We start from the raw sequence: 22,711 nt of genomic DNA, 5'->3' as shown, positions 1-22,711 counted from the left end.
GGGTGAGGCAAGCGGTGACGATGTCGGCCCGCCGGAACGTCCGGCGACCATCGGCTGAGGCGAAAATCCTAGCGCAGGGCAACGCCAGGGTAAACGCCGGACGGCCGTCCGTCTCGCCGGACCACTCCCCGCTCGGAAACGCGCTGCGATGCCGGACACGAATCCCGGGACGCCGACGGTCTGATCGTCACGCGCCCGATCGGTGCCGCCCAGCGCGTCCGCAACGGTACGGCGACTCCTGTCGGTCTGGGGGATCGCACGCGACCAAGCTTTCGCCGCCGCAGACGCAACTTCAGATTTAGTATTCGATTACCTGTCGTTGAATGATCCGGGAAATTTCGCCTTTCGCATCGAATGCCGTAAAAATAAAACCTTCATTGGATGTTTTCTTCGCTGCGAGGCCTATTGCGACGATGGACGTCGACAGCCTGCCATTCTCGTCGAAGCAATTCCTGCGTCTCCTCGACAGCCAGGGCATCAGCGGCACGTGGGAATGGCACTTCGCCAGCGACCAGCATGTCTGGTCCTCCGGCCTGTTCCGCATCCTCGGCCTCGATCCTCAGACGACCCGCCCGAGCTACGACCTGTTGATCGGCCTTGTGCATCCGGAGGATCGTGGGAGGATGGCGAGCGGCTCCGGCCTCATCGGGGCCATGTCGCAGGAAAAGCAGACGATCCGCGTGATCCGTCCGGGCGGCTCGAATCGCGTCCTGTCGCTTCGCAGCGAGATCCACCTGGCCCCCGACGGACGTCCCCTGGGGATTGCCGGAAGCGTCCTCGACGTGACGGAGCGGGAAAATCTGAGACGGGCCCTCGCGGCGGAGCGGCGACGCCGGCGAGCGCTGTTCGACCGCACCCGGACCCTGACCTTCTCCAACGATCCGGACTACGCCTACACCTTCACGGAAGAAGCCTACGAATTGACCGGCCTCTCACCTGAGGAGACGGCGGACGACGCGTTTCTGGCGATCGTGACCGAGGAGCGGGAACACTGGCGCGCCGTAAGCCTCGCGGCGCACCAGGTCGGACAGGTCTACACGATGAAGCCGGTCCTCTATATCGCCGGCGGGAAGCGGGAGCGCTTCGAGATCTTCACGGTTCCGATCGTCGATGGGCGCGGCCAGGTGGTGGACTGGAGCAATCTCGCGCGGCCCCTCGGCACACGGGGAAGTCCACCCGTCGGGATGCTGCTGAAGGGGCTCGAGCAGGCGATCGCCGGACGTCACCTGCGTGCCGCCCGCGCCCTGCTGGACTGGTCCATGTCCGATCTCGCCAGGGCCGCAGGCCTCTCCTTGTCGACCGTGAAACGCATGGAGGAGCATCCGGACGGCACGGCCCAGCAATCCCGGCACAAGGCCGTGGAGACGCTGCGACGGTTCGGAATTCGGTTCTCCGTCATGGACGACGGCCTGATCGCCGTCGGGCATCGCTGAGGGCGACGGATCTTTGCGCCGCACGCGCCCGCCGGAAGATTCCGCGACGAGACGATTTCACGGCGCGACGATCGCGAGGACGGACCCTGCCGCCGAACGCGCGGTCCCGTCGCGGACCGGCGCGCATCGATGTCGCGCCGACCGGGATCGCATGAGGCGGTTCGGTCGCTCAAGCACCGGCGGAGGATCGGTTCAACACGAAGACCCGCCCCCGATGGCCCGGGGACAGGCCTCGTACCGCGCCCGACCCTCGTCGCGCTGCATCGCGCCACTCAGAGGCTCCCGTCGCCGTGATGGCCGTCCTGGAGGCGAATGGCGATGTCGGTTCCGTCCGCGTTGAAATCCTGACGCGCAGTGGTGGGCTGGGCCGATATGGCGGGTTTCGTCTTCGCCGCGTCCAGGGCCGTGTACTTTGCGGGGAGACGCTGCTGTCTCGTGGCCGCCGAGGCCGGTGCGGAACTCATGGCCGCCAGGGACAGGCCGACCAATCCGAGGATAGGAATGGAATGTTTCATCGTTTCCTCCCGTCGTGTTTTACGACGGCACGAAGATCGCCCGATCCCAGGAACTGTCATCCCCCAAACTGACTAAACAACTCCAGTATTCGTACAAACCTTCGCCCTGATACATTCTATATCTACGATCATGATCCTCGATTGACCCTATACCAACGATTGCATGACAATATATATTTGTGAACATGCGCGGTCGGGCTGCGATCACCGTGAACCGCATGCGGAAGTGTGGCGAGCGGATGGAAGGGGTCGCCGATCAGGGCAGGCTGGAGAGCCGGGACACCAGCATCACCAGTTCGGCCTGCCGATGAGTATGGGTCTTGGTGAAGATCGAGCGGAGCTGGGTCCGCACGGTGGCGACGCGGACACCCTGGAGCCCCGCCGCTTCCGCGAGGGTCGCGCCCTGGGCCATCAGGGTGGCGAGTTTCGCTTCCGTGCGCGTCAATCCGAAGACCTGCTCCAGGGCGGCGCGGTTGAGGAGTGGCGTCGCGTCGAGGTCGATCAGGAGCAGGACCGAGTGCGGCCCGTCAGCGCCGTCGACCGGAAGCGGCACCGAACTCATGATCAGCGGGCGCTGGTCGGGGCGCTCCACCAGGATCCAGTTCTCACTGTCCAGTTGGAAGCGTGCCCGACCCTGCCCGAGCAACCGCTTGACGATCCCGCGCCCGAGCCCGTTCAGAACCTCGACCTCGACCTCGGACCGACTCAAGCAGAACAGACTCTGGAAGATGTGGCGTGCGCTGTCGTTGATGGCCAGCACGTGTCCATTCGTCGAAAGCACGAGCCCGCCGTAGCCCATTCGGTCGAAGACCCGCAGGAATGGCATCCCGACAAGCATGGTCGCGACCTGCCTCTCCCTACCCGGTCCGGCGCAGCACCTGCCCTGGATAACGGTAGGCAATCTTCGCGCATGGTCAATACGCCTATGTTTGCGTCGATACTTATCGTTCTCGCGAAATTGAATTCACGCGCGTGATCGAACCTCTCCAGAACGGCACGATGTGCAGACGTCTTCTCGGCCGACGGGACGCCTGCACGCGAGCGCACACGACGTTCGGGTATCGGCGGGCCCCGGGCCGGTGCCGAGATTGCGCCGAAGCGGCTGATTCGGGCGACGAGCGGATCGGGCAGGGCGGATTCGTCGACCGTTCCCCGCGATCGTTCGACCTGCGATCCACAGGTCAGGTCGGCGACGGCCTCGGTCAGGTGCCTCAGGGAAGCTCGCGCAGGTCCTGGCGGAAGCGGCGGCCGTTGGCGACATAGTTTCCGGCGGTCTGCGTCAGGCGCTCCGCGCTCTCCGCGTCGAGCGTACGCACGGCCCTGGCGGGAGCGCCGACGATGAGGCTGTTGTCGGGAAACGCCTTGCCCTCGGTCACCAGCGCATTGGCACCGATCAGGCAGTTGCGACCGATGCGGGCGCCGTTCAGGATCGTGGCCCCCATGCCGACGAGGCTGCCGGTCCCGATGGTGCAGCCATGCACGATGGCCCGATGCCCGACGGTGACATCGTCTCCGAGGTGCAGGGGAAAGCCGGGATCGGCATGCAGCACCGCCCCGTCCTGGATGTTGGTGCGGTCGCCGATCCGGATCTCGTCGTTGTCGCCGCGCAGGACGGCGCCGAACCAGATCGAGACCTCGCGGCCGAGATGGACGCGCCCGATCACGTGGGCCCCCGGGGCGATCCAGGTGCTGTCCGGGTCGGCGAGCTGCGGCCGATGCGGGCCGAGGGCGTAGAGGGTCATGCGGCGTCCTCGCTCAGGTGCCGGTCCAGGCCGCGGGCCGCTTGGCCAGGAAGGCCTCGACCCCGGCCGCGAAGTCGCGGCTGCCGTAGCATTCCGCGATGAGGTCCGTCGCCTCGGCCTGCGGGTCCCGCTCCAGGCGGCGCAGCATCGCGCGGGTGACCCGCATGGTCACGGGGGCATGTCCGAGCAGGCGCTCGCAGAGCGCCGCCACCTCGGCGTCGAGACGATCGGGTTCCGCCACGGCGGCGAGGTAGCCCAGCGGCGCCAGGGACTCGGCGGTGGGCATCTCGGCCAGCAGCATCATGCGGGTGACGAGGCCCTGGCCGAGGGTCGCCGTGAGCCGGCGCAGGTTGGCCGGCGAGAGGCAGTTGCCCAGGGTCCGGGCGATGGGGACCCCGAAGCGGGCCCCGGCCTGCGCCACCCGGAGGTCGCAGGCATTGGCGATGGCGAGGCCGCCGCCCACCGCCCAGCCCTCGATCACCGCCACGGTCGGCACGCGGCAGCGCTCCAGCCCGGCGACGTAGCCCTCGATGCGGGCCTCGTAGGCGACGCCGTCCGCGCCCGTGAAGCCGACGAACTGCTCGATGTCCGTGCCGGCCACGAAGGCCTGGCCGCCGGCGCCCCGCAATACGGCGACGCGCACGGACGGGTCCGCCTCGATGCGCGCGAGGCTTTCCGCCAGGGCGTCGTACATCGCGAAGGTGAGGGCGTTGCGAGCGGCCGGCCGGTCGAAGGTGAGGTGGGCGATGCCGCCCTCGACCCGGTAGCGGACGGCCCCCGCGTCGGTGGTCGCGCTCATGCGGCGAAGGCCCCCTCCGCGCGCAGGCGCTCGACCGCCGCCTCGGACAGGCCGAGCTCCGACAGGATCTCGTCGGCGTGCTCGCCCAGGAGCGGCGCGTGGCGGCGGACCTGGGCCGGCGTGCCCGAGAGCTTCACCGGGAAGCCGATGTTCGGCACGCTGCCCTCGATCGGATGGGGCACCTCGATGCGCATCTGGCGGTGGCGGCCGTGCTCGCTCTCGAAGGCCTCCGGGTAGGTGTTCATGCGCCCGGCCGGGATGCCGGCGGCCAGCAGATCGGCCACCCACTCCTCGGCGGTCCTGGCGGCGAAACTCGTCTCCAGCTCGGCGATCAGGACCTCGCGGTGGGCGAGGCGCCCGGCGATGTCGCCGAAGCGGTCGTCGGCCAGCAGATCCTCCCGGCCGAGCACGTCGCAGAGCAGGCGCCAGAGCTTCTGGTTCGTCGCCCCCATGACGAAGTAGCCGTCCGCCGCCCGCACCGCCTGGTAGGGCGCGCTCATGCGGTTGGCCGTGCCCAGGGGCTCCGGGATCCGGCCGGTGCCCCAGTACTCGCTCGTATCCCAGATCGAGAAGGCCAGCGCCGAATCGAACAGCGACGCGTCGATGTACTGGCCCTCGCCGCTGGCCTGCCGGCCGATATAGGCGCTGAGGATGCCGTAGACCGCGAACAGCGCGCAGCCGATATCGGCCACCGGCACGCCGGCCTTCACGGGCGGCCCGCCGGGATGGCCGGTGACGCTCATGACGCCGGACATCGCCTGCGCCATGAGGTCGTAGCCGGGGCGCTTGGCCCAGGGGCCGGTCTGCCCGAAGCCCGAGATGCTGGCGTAGATCAGGCCGCGGTTGCGGGCCCGCATCGCGTCGTAGCCGAGACCGAGGCGGGCCATCACGCCGGGGCGGTAGTTCTCGACCACGATGTCGGCGGTCTCGGCCATGTCGAGGAGGAGGTCGCGGCCCGCCGGGCTCTTCAGGTTGAGGGCGAGGCTGCGCTTGTTCCGGTTCATGTTGAGGAAGCCCATGCTGTCGGGCCCCTTCATCTTGAATCCCATGGCGCCCCGGGTCTGGTCGCCGGTGCCGGGCGGCTCGATCTTGATCACGTCCGCCCCGAGATCGGCGAGCAGCATGCTGCAGACCGGCCCCGCCATCACCTGCGTCACGTCGAGGACGCGCAGGCCCGCCAGGGGCAGGGGACGGGAACTGGGGCGGGATGTGTCGTGCACGGGTTCGTCCATCGTGCTCGGCTCCTGTGTTGCTCGCGTAACCCTCCCCCTCTGCGGGGGAGGGTGGGATCCAGCGCTATTCCGCCGGGACGGCCCGTCCCAGCGGCACCGCGGGCTCCTCCACGAAGGGACGCTCGGGGTGCATGGTGAAGGCGAGGCCGGCGCCGAGCAGGCAGAGGCCGACGGACCCGGCGAAGGGCAGGGTCCAGCTTCCCGTCATGTCGACGATCATCCCGAAGACGATCGGCGAGATGATCGCCGCCACCGCCGAGCCGGTGTTCATCAGGCCGGCCGCCGTGCCCGAATATTTCGGCGCGATGTCCATCGGCACCGACCAGATCGGGCCGATGACCAGCTCGGCGAAGAAGAAGCCCGAGCTCAGCAGCAGCGCCACCAGGGTCAGGTCGCGGGTGAAGAACACGCCGGCGAGGCTCGCCGCCGCGCCGAGGAACCCGACCACGATGACGCTCAGGCGGGCGAGCTTGAGGTTGCCGGTCTTCTTCAGGATGCGGTCGCTGAAGACGCCGCCGAGGGTGTCGCCGACGACGCCGGCGAAGAACACGCCCGAGGCGAACAGGGCCGAGTTCTTCAGGTCGAGGCCGTAATTGAGCTTGAAGAAGCTCGGCAGCCAGCCGAGGAACAGCCACAGGGTCCAGCCGTAGCAGAAGTAGGTCAGCGTCACCGGCAGCATGCGCAGGGTCAGGCGGCTCCAGGGAATGTTCTGCTTGGCGCCGACCTTGCTCGGCGGCGGCAGGACGGCCAGTTCCTCCGGGGTGATCGCCGGATGGTCCTTCGGATCGTCGCGGAAATACAGGTACCAGACCACGACCCAGGCGAAGCTCGCCACCCCCAGGACGACGAAGCCGAGGCGCCAGCCCACATGGTAGATCAGCACGGCCACGATGGGCGGTGCCACCGCGTTGCCGAGCCGGGCGAAGGCGTGGGTGATGCCCTGCGCGAAGCCGCGCTTGCCCGGCGCCGTCCAGTTCTGCATGGCGCGGGTGGCGGTGGGGAAGGTCGCGCCCTCGCCGAAGCCCAGCAGCACGCGGGCGAGGAACAGGCTGATCAGACCGCCGACGAGGCCGGTGAGGATCGTGGCCGAAGCCCAGATCAGGCCACAGACCAGGAGCGTGCGCCGGGCGCCGAACTTGTCGCCCACCGAGCCGCCGATGACCTGGAAGATGGCGTAGGGATAGGCGAAGGCGGACAGGATCAGGCCGAACTGGGTGTTCGAAAGCCCGAGATCCTTCATGATCTCGCCGCCCGCCGTCGCGATGTTCACCCGGTCGAGATAGGTGACGAAGTACATCAGGCAGAGCAGGAACAGGACCATGTTCGACGCGGAGACGCGTCTTTTCGCTGGTCCTGACGCGGTCATGCGTCCTTGATCTGGCGTCATCGGGGTTTCCTCCGGTTGAACGCGTCCTCCCGCCCGGTCTGATCGCCGGGCTGTTTGTGGGGGTGCGTCGGGGTGGTGTGATGAGGGCGTCGGGTCTTCGTTTCTCCGAGGGTTTCGCCTTTGGCACTCGGTCATCCCGGGGCCGCGCAGCGGAGCCCGGAATCCAGAACCGCAGGGTTCATCGCGTCCGGCACCGTCGGCGGATCTGGATTCCGGGCTCGCCTTCGGCGCCCCGGAATGACGGTCTGTCAGACCCCGATCCGTCAGGTCCGCCGGAGGTGGCTCCTCAATCGTCCAGCCCGGAACGCAGGGCGTCCATGGCGGCCAGCACGCCGCCGCGGGTGTGGGGCACGGCACCGGCCTTCAGGCCCATCTCGACGCCGGACAGGGCGGCCATCAGCATGAGGTCGTTGGTCTCGCCGAGATGGCCGATGCGGAAGACCTTGCCGGCGACCTTCGCAAGGCCGGTGCCGAGGGACAGGTCGTACTTCTCGAGGATCAGGGTACGCAGGGCGTCGGCGTCGTGGCCCTCGGGCATCACCACGGCGGTGAGCACCGGAGAGTACTCCGACGGCTCCTGGCACAGGACCTCGAGGCCCCAGGCCTCCACGGCGGCGCGGGTCGCGGCGGCGAGGCGCTGGTGACGGGCGAAGACCTGGGGCAGGCCCTCCTCCCTCAGGATGGCGATGGCCTCGCGCAGGCCGTAGAGCAGGTTGGTCGCCGGCGTGTAGGGGAAGTAGCCCGCCGCGTTCGGCTTCAGCATCTCCTGCCAGTCCCAGTAGGAGCGTGGCAGGGTGGCGGTCTTGGTGGCGGCGAGCGCCTTGTCCGAGAGCGCGACGAGGCCGAGGCCGGGGGGCAGCATCAAGCCCTTCTGCGAGCAGCTCACCGAGACGTCGACGCCCCAGGAATCGTGGGCGTACTCGGCCGAGCCGAGGCCCGAGATGGTGTCGACGAGGAAGAGGGCCGGATGATGGGCCCGGTCGATGGCCTTGCGGATCTCGGCGATGCGGCTGGTGACGCCGGTCGAGGTCTCGTTGTGGACCACCATCACGGCCTTGATCGACTTCGCCCGGTCCTCGGCCAGGATCGCCTCGACCCTGGCCGGATCGACGCCCCGGCGCCAGTCGCCCGGCACGAACTCGACCTCGATGCCCCAGCGGGCCGCCATCTGGCGCCACAGGGTGGCGAAGTGGCCGGTCTCGAACATCAGCACCCGGTCGCCGGCCGAGAGGGTGTTGACGATGGCGGCCTCCCAGGCCCCGGTACCCGAGCCGGGATACAGGATCACCGGCGCGCGGGTCTGGAACACGGCCTGCGCGCCCTCCAGCACCGCCCGCCCGAGCTTGGCGAAATCGGGACCGCGATGGTCGATCACCGGCATGTCCATGGCGCGCAGGACGCGCTCGGGCACCGGGCTCGGGCCCGGGATGTGCAGGAAATGGCGTCCGGTCCGTGTCGTCATGGGGGCCTCGCAGGCTTTGAGGTGCGCCAGACGAAGCTGGCAGGTCGCGGGACGGGGGCAGCACGGTCGCGTCGAAGGGCGAGCAGCGCTGGATTGTCGTCGATACGATCCGCGTCCGGTTGAATCGACCAAAAATTTGCATTCATTTTTGCGCGACACAAGCATTATTTTGCGCTCGATCGCCCTCGACCGCGGCGCAACCGGCTGATATTTCTGGAACGATGATGCTCGATTCCGTCCCGGATTCCGCGGTCGACCCGGAGGCTGCATCCCCGCCCCGGATCGCGGGCGCGGGGGTCGCCTCGCTGCACGGGACCTTGTTGGCGCAGCTTCGCGACTACGTGGTCGAGGGCAACCTCGCCCCCGGGGCGCGCGTGCCAGAACGGCTCCTCTGCGAACGCTTCGGCATCTCGCGCACCCCCCTGCGGGAAGCCCTGAAGGTGCTGGCCTCCGAGGGGCTGATCGACCTGCTGCCGAACCGGGGCGCGCGGGTCCGCCAGCTCGGCCCCGACGAGATGGTGGCATTGTTCGACGTCATGGGCGGTCTCGAGGCCCTGGCCGGTCGCCTCGCCTGCGAGAAGATCACCGAGGCGGGCTTTGCCGAGATCGAACGCCTGCACCACGAAATGTACGCGGCCTATCTCCGCCGCGACCTGCACGGTTACTTTGCCGGCAACCAGGCGATCCACGACCGGATCGTGGAGGCCGCCGACAACGAGCCCCTGCGGACGACCTACGCGAATTTCGCCGGGCGCCTGCGCCGGGTGCGCTACGCGGCCAATCTCGACAAGGACCGCGACCGCTGGGGCGAGGCCATGCGCGAGCACGAGGAGATCCTCGACGCCCTGCGGCGCCGGGCGGGACCGGAGCTCAGCGACATCCTGTTCCGTCACCTGCGCAACAAGCGCCGCGCGGCCGCCGTGCGGGAGACCGCGACGGCCGGTGCCTGATGGCCACGATGGGGTCCACGCCGAATCCTTCGCCGGATCTCGGCGAAGCCGATCAGCCGGCGCGCGCCGACAGGCGCTCGGCCTCGGCGTGGATCACCTCGGCCGCTCGCAGGATGCTGGGCTCGTCCACCTCGAGATGGGTCGTGGCGCGGATCTGATGGGCTCCGATCGCCCGCACCCGGACACCTTCTGCGAGGCAGGCCTGGGCGAAGGCGGCGGCCGTGACGCCGAGGGGCTCCACCGAGAAGCACAGGATGTTGGACTGGGCCGCACCTTCGTCGATGGCGAGGCCGGGCGCCCCCGCGATCCGGTCGCGCAGCAGGGCCGCGTGGGCGTTGTCGCGGACGAGCTGGTCGACGTGGTGATCGAGGGCGTAGAGGCCGGCGGCCGCCAGGATCCCGGACTGGCGCATGGCTCCGCCCAGGCGGTACTTCCAGCGCCAGGCCTCGGCAATGAACGCCCGCGTCCCGCACAGGACGGCCCCGACCGGGCAGCCGAGGCCCTTGCTGAGATCGATCCAGGCGCTGTCGAAGCCCTGGGCGTAGTCCTTCGCGGCGATGCCGGTGGCCGCCACCGCATTGAGGAGACGGGCCCCGTCGATATGCGCCCGCAGGCCCCGCTCATGGGCGATGTCGCGGATGCGCCGCATGTCCGGGAGCGCCCAGACCGAACCGCCGGAGAAGCTCGTCGTCTGCTCGATCGAGACCAGGGCGGAGCGCGGCGCCGTGCGGGCGGACGGGCGGATGGCCGCCGCGAAGGCCTCGGGCGTGTAGACACCCGCCGGGGTCTTCAGGGCCATCACGGAGACGCCGCCGATGGCCGCCGAGCCGGCGGCCTCGGTGTTGTAGATGTGGGACTGGTCGTCCACGATGATCTCGTCGCCGGGCCGGGTCTGCACCAGGATCGCCACCAGATTGCACATCGTGCCGGACGGCATGAAGACGCCCGCCTCCTGGCCGAGCAGGTCCGCCACCCGTTCGCAGAGCGCCAGGGTCGTGGGGTCGGAATCCGACTGCTCATCCCCCACCTCGGCCCGCACCATGGCGTCCCGCATCCCCGTCGTGGGCCGCGTCTGGGTGTCGCTGAACAGGTCGATCATCTTGCAAGCCCGTTTGCATTCAAAATATCACCGGTATCTTAGCTCCGGCGACCGAGACCGCCACCCCATCCGGCGGCCGCAGCCCGGCATTCCGATCCGGATGCCCATCCGCAACGCGAGGACGATGACGCATGACCGCCACGGCTGAGCCATCGACCACGCCGCGGGCGGCGAACCGCACGCCCCGCGCGGCCACTCGACTGAATGCCGGGCTCGCCCGGCGGCTGGCCGAGGCCCTGCAGGGCGAGGCCCGCTTCGATCCCTTCACCCGGGGACGCTACGCCACCGACGCCTCGATCTACCAGATCGTGCCGGCCGGCGTGGTGCTGCCGCGCTCGGCCGCCGACATCGCCGCGACCCTGAAGATCGCCGCCGAGCACGACGTGCCCGTCATCCTGCGCGGCGGCGGTACCTCGCAGAACGGCCAGCCGATCGGGCACGGCCTCGTGGTCGATTGCTCGCGCCACTTCAACGGCATCACCGCCTACGATCCGCAAGCGGGCACCATCACCGTCGAGCCCGGCATGGTGTTGGAACGCCTGAACACCCGGGTGAAGGCGGACGGCTGGTTCTTCCCCGTCGAGCCCTCCACCGCCACCCGCTGCACCATCGGCGGCATGGCCGGCAACAATTCCTGCGGCGCGCGCTCGCTCCGCTTCGGCAAGATGAGCGACAACGTCCTGGCCATGGAGGCGCTGTTCCCCGACGGCACCGCCTTCGGCTTCGGTCTCACGGGTCACGACAGCACCGGGGTCACGGGCTCGGACCGGGCCATGCACCTCGCCGCCGCGATGCGCGCGCTCGCCGAGGCGGAGCGCGACGAGATCCTGGCCCGGTATCCGCGGGTGCAGCGGCGGGTCGGCGGCTACAACCTCGACGCCCTGATCGAGGCGCGGCCGAACCTCGCCCACCTCCTCGTCGGCTCCGAGGGCACCCTGGCGGCCACCACCGGCGTCACCCTGAAGCTCTCGCGGCTGCCCGCCCACCGGGTCATGGGCGTCTGCCACTTCCCGTCCTTCCGCGCCGCCATGGAAACCACGAAGGCGCTGGTCGACCTCGATCCCGTGGCGGTGGAACTCGTCGACAACAACGTGCTGGTCCTCGGGGCCGACATCCCGCTGTTCCGCACGACGCTCGCCGACATCACCCGCGGCACGCCGAACTGCCTGCTGCTGGTGGAATTCGCCGGCGACGACCGCGACGCGCTGCTGGCCGACCTCGTGCGCCTCGACGCCTGCATGAGCGACCACGGCTTCCGGAACGCCGTGGTGAAGGTGCCCGAGCCCGTCCGGCAGAAATCGGTCTGGGAGGTGCGCGAGGCCTGCCTCAACATCATGATGTCGATGAAGGGCGACGCCAAGCCGGTCTCCTTCATCGAGGACTGCGCGGTGCCCCTGGAGCACCTGGCCGACTATACCGACGCCGTCACCGAGGTCTTCACCCGGCACGGCACCCGCGGCACCTGGTACGCCCACGCCTCGGTGGGCTGCCTGCATGTCCGCCCGATCCTCGACATGAAGCAGGGCGGCGACGTCGCCAAGATGCGGGCCATCGCCGAGGAGGCCAGCGCGGCCGTGCGCCGCTTCAAGGGCTCCTACTCGGGCGAGCACGGCGACGGCATCTCGCGGTCCGAATACATCGAGCCGATGTTCGGGGCGCGCCTGACCCGCGCCTTCGAGGCGGTGAAGGACGGCTTCGACCCGGACAATCGCCTCAACCCCGGCAAGATCGTCCGGCCGCTGCGCATGGACGACCGCTCGCTGCTGCGCTTCCAGCCGGGCTACGCCGTGACCGAGCCCACCGTACCCGCCCTCGACTGGTCCGATTGGGGCGGCTTCGGCTCGGCGGTCGAGATGTGCAACAGCAACGGCACCTGCCGGAAACTCGCCGGCGGCGCCATGTGCCCGTCCTACCGCGTCACCAAGGAGGAACAGCACCTCACCCGGGGCCGGGCCAATTCCCTGCGGCTCGCCATCTCGGGCCAGCTCGGGCCGGACGCCTTCACCAGCCCGGAGATGAAGCGGACCCTGGACCTCTGCGTCTCCTGCAAGGCCTGCCGGCGCGAATGCCCCACCGGCGTCGATATGGCCAAGATGAAGATCGAGTTCCTGCACCATTACCACGCCCGGCACGGCCTGCCGCTGAAGGAGCGCCTGGTGGCAGCCCTTCCGCTCTACGCCGGCACGGCGGCGCGGCTGGCGCCCCTCCTCAACCTGCGCGACCGCCTGCCGGCCCTGGCCCGCCTGTCCGAGCGCTGGGTCGGCCTTTCGGCCCGCCGGACCCTGCCGCAATGGCGCCGGCCCTGGCGCGAATCGGGCGAGCCCGCCCATCCCGCCGACGTGAACGGCGATTTCCGCGACGTCGTCCTGTTCGGCGACACCTTCAACCGAGCCTTCGAGCGCGAGAACCTGGAGGCGGCCGAGCGGGTGCTGGTCGCCGCCGGCTACCGCCTGCACCGGGTCTTCCCCCATCGCGGTCGCCGCCCCCTCTGCTGCGGACGGACCTACCTCGCCTCGGGCCAGACCGACCGGGCCCGGGCCGAGGCCCGGCGGACGCTGAGCGCACTGCTGCCCTACGTCCGGGCCGGCGCCCGGATCGTCGGCCTCGAGCCGTCCTGCCTGCTGACCTTCCGCGACGAGTTCGCCTCGCTCCTGCCCGGCCCCGACGCCGCCGAACTCGGGCGCGCGAGCGTCCTGTTCGAGGAACTGCTCGCCGCCGACCTCAAGGCCGGTCGGATCGACCTGCCGCTCGCCGACCAGGGCGGCCGGGTCGCCCATCTCCACGGCCATTGCCACCAGAAGGCCTTCGCGGCCATGGGTGCGGTGGAGACGGTCCTGCGGGCGGTGCCCGGTCTCGACGTCCGCCCGATCGAGTCGAGCTGCTGCGGCATGGCCGGCGCCTTCGGCTACGGCGCCGAGACCATCGACGTGTCCCTGGCCATGGCCGAGCTGTCACTGTTCCCGGCCCTGCGCCAAGCCGGCCCGGACGATCTCGTGGTCGCCGACGGCACGAGCTGCCGCCATCAGATCCACGACGGCCTCGGCCTCACCGCACGTCACGTCGCGCGCGTTCTCGACGACGCCCTTGTGACCTCGACACGTCCTTCGCCCGCGTTGCGAAACGGAAAGCCGTTTTTGCCGCTGTAATACCAACGATGCGCGTGTGCCACGGCACGCCCATCCGCTTGCCATTTTACATTTCAATCGTCATTTAAAAGGGGACGGGCCGGTGGATCGGACCCGCTGGGAGAGGGTCATGAGCCAAGCCATTCGCGAGCAAGCCGTTCGAAAGACGGCCATCGTCACCGGAGCCTCCTCCGGCATCGGTCTCGCCAGCGTCCGTGCCCTCCACAAGGCCGGCTATCGCGTGTTCGGGACGAGCCGACGCAGCAGCGCCGTCCTGTGCGATGCCGGCACCCTCCTGACCTGCGATCTGACCGACGAGGCGTCGGTCGCCGCGATGGTGAAGGTGGTGCTGGACGAGACCGGCCGGATCGACCTCCTCGTCAACAATGCCGGCTTCGGCATCAGCGGCGGGGCCGAGGAATCCTCGATCGCCCAGGCACAGGACCTGTTCGACGTGAACCTGTTCGGCGTGATCCGGGCGATCCGCGCGGTCATTCCGACGATGCGCGCGCAGAAGAACGGCCGCATCATCAACATCAGTTCCGTGCTCGGTCTGATTCCGGCCCCCTACATGGCGCTCTACGCTGCCAGCAAGCACGCGGTGGAAGGCTATTCGGAATCGCTCGACCACGAGGTCCGCAGTCAGGGTATCCGCGTCGTCTTGGTCGAGCCGGCCTATACCCGCACGGCCTTCGACCAGAATCTTCTCGTTCCCGATGCCCAGCTTGACCTGTACATCGAGGCCCGGGCCGGTGCCGACCGGACGATGCGGGCGGCCATGGCGACCGCCGACGCACCGGAGATCGTGGCCGACGCCGTGCTCGCCGCGGCCGAGGCATCCGTGCCGCGGCGCCGCTACACCGCCGGCAAGGTCGCGCGCCAGATCAGTCTGCTTCGCCGCTTCGCCCCCGCCCACCTCTTCGACAAAAGCCTGCGCAAGCAGATGCAGCTGACGAACTGAGGCGGCAGACTTTCCGCACCCGGCGCTCAGAACTCCATGCCGAACTTGACCCGGACGGTGTGCCGCTCGAACTGGTTCAGGCCGAGCGCGCGACCGGACAGGCTCGGGTCGGCATCGCGGCCCCAGACCTGTCCGGCATACGCCACCGTGAGCCAGATCTTTTCGGTAAAGCGGTGGTGCAGGGCAGGGCCGACGAACAGGGCCTCACTCTCCAAGTCATTGAGAAACGTGCCGTTGTAGCCCCGCAAGTAGCGGATCTCGGGCCCGAGATAGGTGCTCTCCCCAACGCGGGCGACCAGGGCGTTCGACCAGAGGAAGGTCGATGAGCGGTAGCCCGGGGCGTCCGGGCCGCGCTGGCGACCGGCCGCCGGCTCGAAGCTGATGTTGCTGCCGTACCAGAGCTTGTTCGGCACGAGTTGCAGATCGAGCTGGAGCACGGTCTCCATGTCGAAGATGTCGGCACCATTTCCCTCGATGGGCAGGACGCGGGCGAAACGCGGACGAAGCTCAAGCGCGAGCCCGAGGGGCTGATCCTTGTCGCCCTTCAGGAACTGGTACTTCACCTCGACGGAGACGCCGTCGAACGTTCCGTAGGACTTATCGTCGAGATCGACGATGTTGCGGACCTGACGAAAGGTGCCGAACGCGCCGAACTCGATGCTCAGGCGGTCGATCGGATCGAACTGGTAGCCGAGCTTGGTGTCGAGGACGCGGTAGTGGCCTCCGCCGGGGCCCGATAACCGCTTGCCCAGGCGGGAAATCGTATCCACGACGACCTCCTGCTCGCCCTTCTCACCGGCATCGGAGCCTTCCGTGAAGCCGAAGAGATGCTCGGTGTCGACATCCTGAGACTTACCGTCGTCACCGCCGCCCTTACCGTCCCGTGTGTCTTTGTCCGCCTTGGCATCCTGGTGGCCCAATGGCTTTTTCTGTGGTGGGGCCCCCTTTCGGGACGGCGCTGACCGGCCATCCTTCGATGCCCAGACCGATGGTTTAGCGGTTGCGGGATCGTCCATTTCAGCGGCGCCAACGACTGTCGACGATAGAGCCAGGACCATACCCATGATGGGTATGATTGGACGCACGCAACTCCCAGTCATCAGGCAAGATCCTGCTTCGTCCCCCGACATGATGACTGGCGGACCCTCGTTATGACCTTAGACACGCCCGCGTTGATCCTGCCTGCTGCGAATGAGACACAGATCCAAGAAATGACGATACTGATGGATTAAGAACGCAGTTTCTTACGCGCAGGACGCCCGGAGGAGATCGCATCGGGAATTTACCGGATCCGCGTCTTCCGATCGGAACGGGCGCGGTGTGGGACGGTTTCCTCGACGCATCAGCCGGGAGATTGAACATGCGGATCATTGCGACAGCGTCGGCCCTCGCCCTCCTCACCTTTGGCAGCGTCGGAGCGGCCGAAGCCAAGGGCTGCATCAAGGGCGCGATCATCGGCGGAATCGCCGGCCACTACCTCGCCGAACGTGGGGTCGTCGGGGCGGTCGCGGGCTGCCTCGGCGGCCGATATCTGGCGAACCGTCAGGCGAAGCGGCAACGCGACATCGATTACGGTTCACGCGTGGAGCCCCGCGGCGCGGGTTATGGGCCGTCCCAGGGACCGGCGCGCCGCAACTACAGCTACTGACACGAGGCCGGGGCCATCGAGCTTAAGGCCTGCTTCCCAGCGACGCGAACCGCAGCGGGGCAACGGGGCGCGTCGCCATCCAGAGAACGTGGCGCGGTCCGTCAGCCCCGCCGTTCGCGCGAATGCGGAATTCATCGACGGCAAAGCCATGCAGGCGTAGGCGCGCCTTGAAACGTCGGTCGGGTTTACCGGACCAGACCGCGAGGATGCCGTCGCTCCGCAGGGCGTAGTGCGCCCGCTTCAAACCCCAGGCATCGTACAGGCGGTCGTTCTCCCGTCGTGTCATGCCGGACGGACCGTTATCGACATCCAGCAGAATTGCATCGAAGCGCTCGGGTCCCGATTGGATCAGGCGATTGACGTCGGTCTCGACGATCTCGACTCGTGGGTCGTCGAGACTGTCACCGAAGAGATGGGCGAGGGGACCTCGTGCCCAGGCGACGACAGCCGGGATCAGTTCGGCGACCACGATCTTCGCGTCCGGTCCGAGGGCACTCAGGGCAGCGCGCAGGGTGAAGCCCATGCCGAGTCCGCCGATCAGGATGCGTGGCGCCGCGCGACCAGCGAGTCGTTCACAGGAGATCGTCGCGAGGGCCTGCTCCGAGCCGCGATCGAGGCTCGTCATGAGTTCCGCTTTCCCGACCTGGATCGAGTAGGCGTCTCCCTGGCGCAGGAGGTTCAGCGGAGCGGAACTACCGGGAATGAGGCTGGTGTCACAGAGGACCCAGGGGGGTGACGACATCGACGCTGGACTCCCTCCGCGACATCGTACGGACGCGGCTGCCACCGCCTCATCCGAAATCTCGCGAAGGTCAACCTCGGTAGCGACCCTGCGTTTCTCCATCGGAGAGGGTTCGTACACCCCGAAGCGTTCGCTCAAGGGGACGGATCCAGCACGATCCTGAAACCCGGCTCGCGGATAGGTCTCCCCGGCGGCAGAATTCAGATCAGGGCGCCGGACTGCGCCGGTGCAGCGGCGCGGGTGGCCTCCGTGCCAGCATTCGGGGCCTCCGCAGCTTTGGCCGGGGAGAGCACGACACCGGCCCGTCGCTCCAAGGTGACGACGGTGCGGAAGGCAAGGGCGATCCCGGCGAGACCGAACAGGACGGAGCCGAGGCCGACCCCGGCGATGACGCCTTTGGGACCGTAGAAATGCGCGCCGATGAGGGCTGGCGGTACGGTGCCCAGGGTGGCGCGTCCCCAGTTCAGGGCGGTGGAATAGAATGGGAACCCGAGATTGTTGAAGGAGGCGTTGGCCAAGAACAGCAGCCCGGTGAAGAACCAGACGCCACCACTAACGAGACAGAAGAACCCGAACAGGTCGGCCGCAACGCCCTCCAGAGCAAAGAGGCGTGTCAGAGGGTCGGCTCCCAGGATCAGGGCTGTCCAGACCACCAGAACGTAGACGGCGGTGACCAGCGTGCCATCACGCAGAACGCCGCGCATGCGATCGAACCGGGCCGCACCCCAGTTCTGACCCAGGATCGGTCCAATCGAGCCAGACATGGCGAAGAGGCCGCCGAACGCTACCGGAGTCAGGCGGTCGACCACCACGTTGCCAGCCACCGCGACAGCGCCGAATTGCGCGAGCGCGTGGGCGATGAAGGCGCTCGCCACCGAGGGCGCGAGATTCGTCAACACCGCCGGCAGGGCGATCCGCATCACGACGGGCGCGTCCGCGATGACGTCGGCGAGCTTCGGTCGCGCGAGCATCCGATGCTGACGCACACCCCACAGGCCGATGATCGCAAAGGTGGCGCGGGCAAAGCAGGTCGTGATGGCCGCCCCGTCGACGCCGAGGCCAGCACCGAAGATCAGCAGTGGGTCGAGTCCGGCGGTGACGATGGCGCCGCCAAGGGTCACGTACATGGCCTGACGCGCAGCCCCGACCGCTCGCAGCAGGCCGGAGAACATCATGCCAGGCCCCATCAGCAGGTTGGAGGGCAGCGTGATCCAGAGAAAGCGTGTCGCCACCGGAAGAGTCTCGGCGTCGGCACCGATCCAACCCAGGAAGGTAGGCAGGCATGGCAGCATCGCCACGACGAGGACGCCGGAGACGACGATTCCCTGGAGGGTCCCGGAGGTGGCGAGGCGCCGCGCGCTCTCCTCATCACCGGCCCCAATGGCTCGCGAAACGAGAGCACCAGCCGCGATCATCAGGCCGATATTGATGGCGATGGCGAAGAACTGGACGATGGTGGCAAAGCCCACCGCCGCCGTCAGCGTCGGCTCTCCGAGCTTGGAGACGTAGAGCAAGGACAGGAAGTCGACGACGAAGATCGCCATCAGCCCGATTGAACCAGTGGCGCTCATGGTCACCACGTGGCGCAGAATCGATCCCTCGACGAACCGCGCCGACCCGGATGTCACCTCAGGCATCCGTCCGGGATTCCTGCTGCCGACTCTGGAAGGCTTCATCGGTCTCGAGGGTGCGGGTTGCCGCCTCCCGCCTCTGGGATCCAATGATGTCGCGCGTCTCCGCATTGAGTGCACGGGAAGGCCGCTTCGGCTCCGTCAGCGGCTCCGGCTTGATCTCGTTGAGGCCGCGGGCCCAGCTCATGGTGTCCGGCAGCGCGCCCGCCTGCTGAAGTACGAGGCGTGCGACGTCGCGCTTGCGCACGTCCTCGGCGGTGGCGGCGGCCGCCTCCGTGCTGAGACCGAGACCTTCCAGGGTCGCCCGACCGAAGGCGAGGGCGGAGTCGACCGTTTCGCGGAGCTGGAAGTCGACGTCCCGGTTCATCAGCTCGACGGCATGCATGCGATCGAAGGCCCGCACATAGGTGCGCACGCTCGCGAATTCCTCGTGGACGATATCGACGATCTTCAGGGCGGCCTCGCTGTCGTCGACGCAGATGCAGACGAGTTCGGCCCGGCCGATGCCGGCGGCGCGCAGCACATCGAGGCGGGTCCCGTCTCCGTAATAGATGCGGAATCCGAAACGGGCGGCACTGCGGATCTGCTCCACGTCCTTGTCGATCACCGTGACGCTGATGCCCTCGGCGAGCAGCACCTGTGTGAGAATCTGTCCGAAGCGGCCGAAGCCGATGACGAGGACGCGGGCCTCGGTGCTCTCGATGGCCTCCGGCAGCGCCTCGGGCCCTTCGGGACGTCGGGCAAGCAGGGCGTCCAGAGCCTTCGCCGCCACTGGACCGACCAGCATGGTCAGTGCCGCGAGCGCCACCGCAAAGCGTGTGCTCGCAGAATCCACGAGGCCGAGTTCGCCGCCCGCCGGCAACAGCACGAAGGCGAATTCTCCCGCCGGCGCCAGGATGGCTCCACCGCGCACCGCATCGAGCCAGGGCGAGCCGAACAGGCGGAACAGGCCCGCCACCACAGCGACCTTGAGCAGGATCGCACCGGCTGTTGCCCCCAGCAGGGTCGGCCATTCGGCCTTGAGCAAGCCGCCATCGATCGACATGCCCACGCTCATGAAGAACAGGCCGAGCAGCATGCCGCGGAACGGCTCGATGTCGGCCTCAAGCTGATGGCGGAAGTTGGACTCGGCCAGAAGCACGCCTGCCAGAAATGCGCCCATCGCCATCGACAGGCCGACATGCTCCATCAGCATTGCGGTGCCGAGCACAACGAGAAGGGCCGCGGCCGTCATGACCTCGCGGGCGCCACTGGCCGCCAAGAGGCCGAAGAACGGATTGAGGCCGTAGCGCCCGACCAACACCACGGCAAGGATCGCCGCGCCCACCGTACCGGTGGATTGCAGGGCTGAAAGGAGCCATCCGTCGCCGCCGCCCGTGCCGGATGAGGCGACCAGCGGCATCAGCGCCAGGATCGCGACCACGGAGATGTCCTGAAACAGCAGCACCGCGAAGGCCCGCCCGCCATAGGGCGTCCCCATATCGCCGCGCTCTTCCAGCAATTGGAGCGCGACGGCTGTGGCCGAGAGGGCGAGCGCGATGCCGATCACGAGGCTCGCCGAGGGCTTGGCCCCCATCAGGATTCCGACGCCTGCCAGAGCTGCCGAGCAGACGACGAGCTGAGCGGTGCCGAGGCCGAAGATGTCCCGTCGCATCGAGACGAGTCGCGAGATCTGGAGTTCGAGCCCGACGATGAAGAGCAGCAGCACAACGCCGAGTTCGGCGACGCTCGCCGCCGTCTCGGGCTCCGCGATCAGCGAGAAACCGAAGGGCCCGATGACCACACCGGCGACGAGGTAGCCGAGCACGGCGCTCTGGCCGATGAGGCGGAAGATCGGCACGCCGATCACCGCCGCCGACAGGAACGTCAGCACGGGAGGCAGGAAGCTGACGTGGGTCGTGGCGCTTGCCATGAAAATCCGAGGTTGGATGCGAATCCAAGACGGCGATGGCCGACCCCGCTCGGAACGATCCAAGCGTGCCAGGCGGGTCCGTCTTAACCAGCGGGAGCCCAGCCGTCACGTTAGGGGAAGGAGGAAGCTCCCCGCAAACAACCCGAAGGGTCTCCCACAGTGCGAATCGGCACCTTCCTGGATCCGGCGTCAATCGCATCGCGGCGGCCATTGTCCGCGCGGAACGCGCCGGCCCGCCCGGCGCTCGTTTCGGCGGCCGATCAGGAAACTCGACGCATCGCCTTCAAGCGGCAGGATCTCGGAATCCAGTACGTCCTGGCGGCTGAGCCCGATGTCCCGGAGTTCGCGATCCGACATCACCGATAGCTGTCGGACGACCCGCCGATTGATCGCAGAGCGGGAAATTCCGGAAGCCGCAGCGGCGAATATGGCGCCCAACCGCGCCGTAGCCACCGCCATGACGGTCCGGGTCCTACCAGCGGTGACAGGCCCAGCGATGGTCGTACGGAAGCCGTCCATGATGCGCGTCCTTTCTTCGAAGCGCGTGGCGATGCCGCGACTCTGCGTGGAAGAGGATGGGCACGACCGGGACAGTCCAGTACGGTTGGGGTGAATTGTCCGGGACAAGGATCAGGACAGATGAAGACGTTCCCCTTGTCGAAGCGCTCTTTGGTCGAGACGGTGGCGGGGGCGATCACGGATCGGATCGACAGCCGCCAGCTCATGCCCGGCGCACGCCTCCCCTCGGTCCGCGCCTTCGCTGAAGCCATGGGAGTCTCGAAGTCCACTGTCGTCGAGGCCTACGACCGGCTCGGGGCCGAGGGCGCGATCGTGGCGCGGCGCGGTTCGGGGTTCTACGTGGCGGGCAAGACCCGCCCGCTCTGTCTCAAGGCGGTGGGACTGCAGCTCGACCGAGCCGTGGATCCGCTCTGGATCACCCGGCAATCCATGCAGGCCGGCCCGGACCTCGTGATGCCGGGCTCCGGCTGGCTTCCGTCGTCCTGGATGCCCGATGAGGCGATTCGGCGCGGCCTTCGTCAGCTCGCACGCGGTCCAGCAACCAACCTGGTCTCACACGATCAGCCCCTCGGCTTTCCACCCTTACGCGCCCAGATCGCCCGGCGGCTGGCGGAGAAGGGGGTCGAGGCCGGCGCCGATCAGGTGGTGCTGGTCGACTCGGCGACGCAGGCTCTCGACCTGCTCTGCCGATTCCTGCTCGAACCCGGCGATACCGTGCTGGTCGACGATCCTTGCTACTTCAATTATCACGGCCTCCTGCGGGCGCAGCGTGCCCGGGTCGTCGGCGTTTCGATAACCCCGAACGGTCCTGATCTCGCTGCCCTCGCCGCGCACCTCGTCGAGCATCGGCCGCGCTTCTACGTCATCAATTCTGCGCTTCAGAACCCGACCGGCTCCACCCTCGCGTCGGCCATCACCCATCGCATCCTGAAGCTCGCCGAGGCGCACGATACGCTGATCATTGAGGATGATATCTTCGGGGATTTCGAGGGAAAGCCGTCTCCACGCCTCGCCGGTTTCGACGGGTTGGAGCGCGTCATTCAGATCGGCAGCTTCTCGAAGACGCTGTCGGCTGCCATCCGTTGCGGTTTCATCGCGCTGCGCGAGGACTGGGTGGAGCCTCTGATCGACCTCAAGCTGGCCATGAGTCTGGGGAACAGCCACCTGTCGGCGAGCCTGATGCACGGGCTCCTGACGGACGGCACGTACCGCCGGCACCTCGCCGAGGTCCGCGAGAAATTGGGACGGGCGATGGCGCCGGCTCTTCGGCGCCTCGAAGGATGCGGACTGACGGCGTGGCTGGAGCCGTCCGGGGGGTTCTTTCTGTGGATGCGTCTGCCGGATGGAATCGATTCGGCAGACGTTGCCCGGCGTGCCCTGGCACGCGGACTCGTGCTCGCACCGGGAGGCGCCTTCAGCCCCTCGTCGCTCGGCAACAGTTTCCTGCGCTTCAACGTCGCCCAGTGCACCGACCCACGTCTGATCCCCATGCTCGAGGCCGCCCTGAACGAGTGCGTGGCGGCGCGATCCGAGCCGGTGGGTTGACGGAAGGCT

General features: G+C 68.1%; 19 protein-coding genes. 6 read left to right on the top strand and 13 right to left on the bottom strand.

The annotated features are described in order from the left end of the window. Window positions 1-413 precede the first annotated feature (413 nt). Entirely contained in the window at window positions 414-1,433 is a 1,020-nt protein-coding gene (locus tag AC6EUL_RS13170) for a PAS domain-containing protein (RefSeq protein WP_056274578.1), read from the top strand. A 272-nt stretch (window positions 1,434-1,705) separates the two neighbouring features. Here AC6EUL_RS13170 and AC6EUL_RS13165 read toward each other — a convergent pair whose 3' ends face one another. The 7 genes from AC6EUL_RS13165 to AC6EUL_RS13135 all read right to left on the bottom strand — a co-directional run bounded on the left by AC6EUL_RS13165 (window position 1,706) and on the right by AC6EUL_RS13135 (window position 8,570). Then, window positions 1,706-1,948: a hypothetical protein gene (locus AC6EUL_RS13165; RefSeq protein WP_499870543.1), complete on the bottom strand. Its 243-nt coding sequence runs from the start codon at window positions 1,946-1,948 to the stop codon at window positions 1,706-1,708. Between the two features lie 256 nt (window positions 1,949-2,204). Further along, a complete protein-coding gene (locus AC6EUL_RS13160) occupies window positions 2,205-2,786 on the bottom strand; it encodes a helix-turn-helix transcriptional regulator (protein ID WP_056213796.1) in 582 nt (193 codons plus the stop codon). Between the two features lie 373 nt (window positions 2,787-3,159). Further along, a complete protein-coding gene (locus AC6EUL_RS13155) occupies window positions 3,160-3,690 on the bottom strand; it encodes a gamma carbonic anhydrase family protein (protein ID WP_499870540.1) in 531 nt (176 codons plus the stop codon). 13 nt (window positions 3,691-3,703) lie between these two features. Next, window positions 3,704-4,489, bottom strand: a complete 786-nt coding sequence (locus tag AC6EUL_RS13150; protein WP_499870538.1) for an enoyl-CoA hydratase — start codon at window positions 4,487-4,489, stop codon at window positions 3,704-3,706. After that, on the bottom strand, window positions 4,486-5,721 hold the full coding sequence (locus AC6EUL_RS13145; protein WP_499870536.1) for a CaiB/BaiF CoA transferase family protein: 1,236 nt from the start codon (window positions 5,719-5,721) through the stop codon (window positions 4,486-4,488). The genes AC6EUL_RS13150 and AC6EUL_RS13145 overlap by 4 nt, the downstream gene beginning before the upstream one ends. 64 nt (window positions 5,722-5,785) lie before the next feature. Continuing rightward, window positions 5,786-7,087, bottom strand: a complete 1,302-nt coding sequence (locus AC6EUL_RS13140; RefSeq protein WP_056213782.1) for an MFS transporter — start codon at window positions 7,085-7,087, stop codon at window positions 5,786-5,788. A gap of 307 nt (window positions 7,088-7,394) precedes the next feature. After that, window positions 7,395-8,570, bottom strand: coding sequence for a pyridoxal-phosphate-dependent aminotransferase family protein (locus tag AC6EUL_RS13135; RefSeq protein WP_056213781.1), 1,176 nt, complete (start codon window positions 8,568-8,570; stop codon window positions 7,395-7,397). A 221-nt stretch (window positions 8,571-8,791) separates the two neighbouring features. On the opposite strand from AC6EUL_RS13135, the gene AC6EUL_RS13130 reads away from it, so the two are divergent. After that, window positions 8,792-9,520, top strand: coding sequence for a GntR family transcriptional regulator (locus tag AC6EUL_RS13130; RefSeq protein WP_056380498.1), 729 nt, complete (start codon window positions 8,792-8,794; stop codon window positions 9,518-9,520). A gap of 52 nt (window positions 9,521-9,572) precedes the next feature. Here the strand turns inward: AC6EUL_RS13130 and AC6EUL_RS13125 are convergent, their stop codons facing one another. Further along, window positions 9,573-10,619 carry a threonine aldolase family protein gene (locus tag AC6EUL_RS13125; protein WP_499870533.1) on the bottom strand — a complete coding sequence of 349 codons (1,047 nt, stop codon included), beginning with the start codon at window positions 10,617-10,619 and terminating at the stop codon, window positions 9,573-9,575. A gap of 131 nt (window positions 10,620-10,750) precedes the next feature. Between AC6EUL_RS13125 and AC6EUL_RS13120 the strand changes: the two genes are divergently transcribed. Next, the gene (locus tag AC6EUL_RS13120) at window positions 10,751-13,765 is read left to right on the top strand and encodes an FAD-binding and (Fe-S)-binding domain-containing protein (RefSeq protein WP_499870531.1); all 3,015 of its coding nucleotides are present in this window, start codon (window positions 10,751-10,753) and stop codon (window positions 13,763-13,765) included. A gap of 109 nt (window positions 13,766-13,874) precedes the next feature. Continuing rightward, window positions 13,875-14,705: an oxidoreductase gene (locus AC6EUL_RS13115; RefSeq protein ID WP_499870567.1), complete on the top strand. Its 831-nt coding sequence runs from the start codon at window positions 13,875-13,877 to the stop codon at window positions 14,703-14,705. Between the two features lie 26 nt (window positions 14,706-14,731). Here the strand turns inward: AC6EUL_RS13115 and AC6EUL_RS13110 are convergent, their stop codons facing one another. Further along, complete coding sequence (locus tag AC6EUL_RS13110) at window positions 14,732-15,721, bottom strand: DUF6662 family protein (protein WP_499870529.1); 990 nt, start codon at window positions 15,719-15,721, stop codon at window positions 14,732-14,734. Window positions 15,722-16,065: 344 nt separating this feature from the next. On the opposite strand from AC6EUL_RS13110, the gene AC6EUL_RS13105 reads away from it, so the two are divergent. Next, window positions 16,066-16,353 (top strand): hypothetical protein, encoded by a 288-nt coding sequence (locus AC6EUL_RS13105; RefSeq protein WP_056213765.1) that lies wholly within the window; start codon window positions 16,066-16,068, stop codon window positions 16,351-16,353. Between the two features lie 22 nt (window positions 16,354-16,375). On the opposite strand, the gene AC6EUL_RS13100 is transcribed toward AC6EUL_RS13105, so the two are convergent. The 4 genes from AC6EUL_RS13100 to AC6EUL_RS13085 form a co-directional block, all read right to left on the bottom strand. Then, a complete protein-coding gene (locus AC6EUL_RS13100; RefSeq protein WP_499870565.1) occupies window positions 16,376-17,095 on the bottom strand; it encodes a spermidine synthase in 720 nt (239 codons plus the stop codon). 200 nt (window positions 17,096-17,295) lie between these two features. After that, entirely contained in the window at window positions 17,296-18,732 is a 1,437-nt protein-coding gene (locus AC6EUL_RS13095; RefSeq protein WP_499870527.1) for an MATE family efflux transporter, read from the bottom strand. After that, window positions 18,725-20,638 (bottom strand): monovalent cation:proton antiporter-2 (CPA2) family protein, encoded by a 1,914-nt coding sequence (locus tag AC6EUL_RS13090; protein WP_056274601.1) that lies wholly within the window; start codon window positions 20,636-20,638, stop codon window positions 18,725-18,727. The genes AC6EUL_RS13095 and AC6EUL_RS13090 overlap by 8 nt, the downstream gene beginning before the upstream one ends. A gap of 189 nt (window positions 20,639-20,827) precedes the next feature. After that, window positions 20,828-21,157, bottom strand: coding sequence for a DUF1127 domain-containing protein (locus tag AC6EUL_RS13085; protein ID WP_499870525.1), 330 nt, complete (start codon window positions 21,155-21,157; stop codon window positions 20,828-20,830). A 120-nt stretch (window positions 21,158-21,277) separates the two neighbouring features. Here AC6EUL_RS13085 and AC6EUL_RS13080 point away from each other — a divergent pair, with 120 nt between their 5' ends. After that, window positions 21,278-22,702 carry an aminotransferase-like domain-containing protein gene (locus AC6EUL_RS13080; protein ID WP_499870523.1) on the top strand — a complete coding sequence of 475 codons (1,425 nt, stop codon included), beginning with the start codon at window positions 21,278-21,280 and terminating at the stop codon, window positions 22,700-22,702. The last annotated feature ends 9 nt before the right edge of the window (window positions 22,703-22,711 follow it).

The sequence above is a fragment of the Methylobacterium sp. 001424705 genome (genome assembly GCF_059816145.1).
The sequence above is the reverse complement of the archived record's forward strand: the minus strand, read 5'-3'. Positions and strand labels throughout refer to the sequence as shown.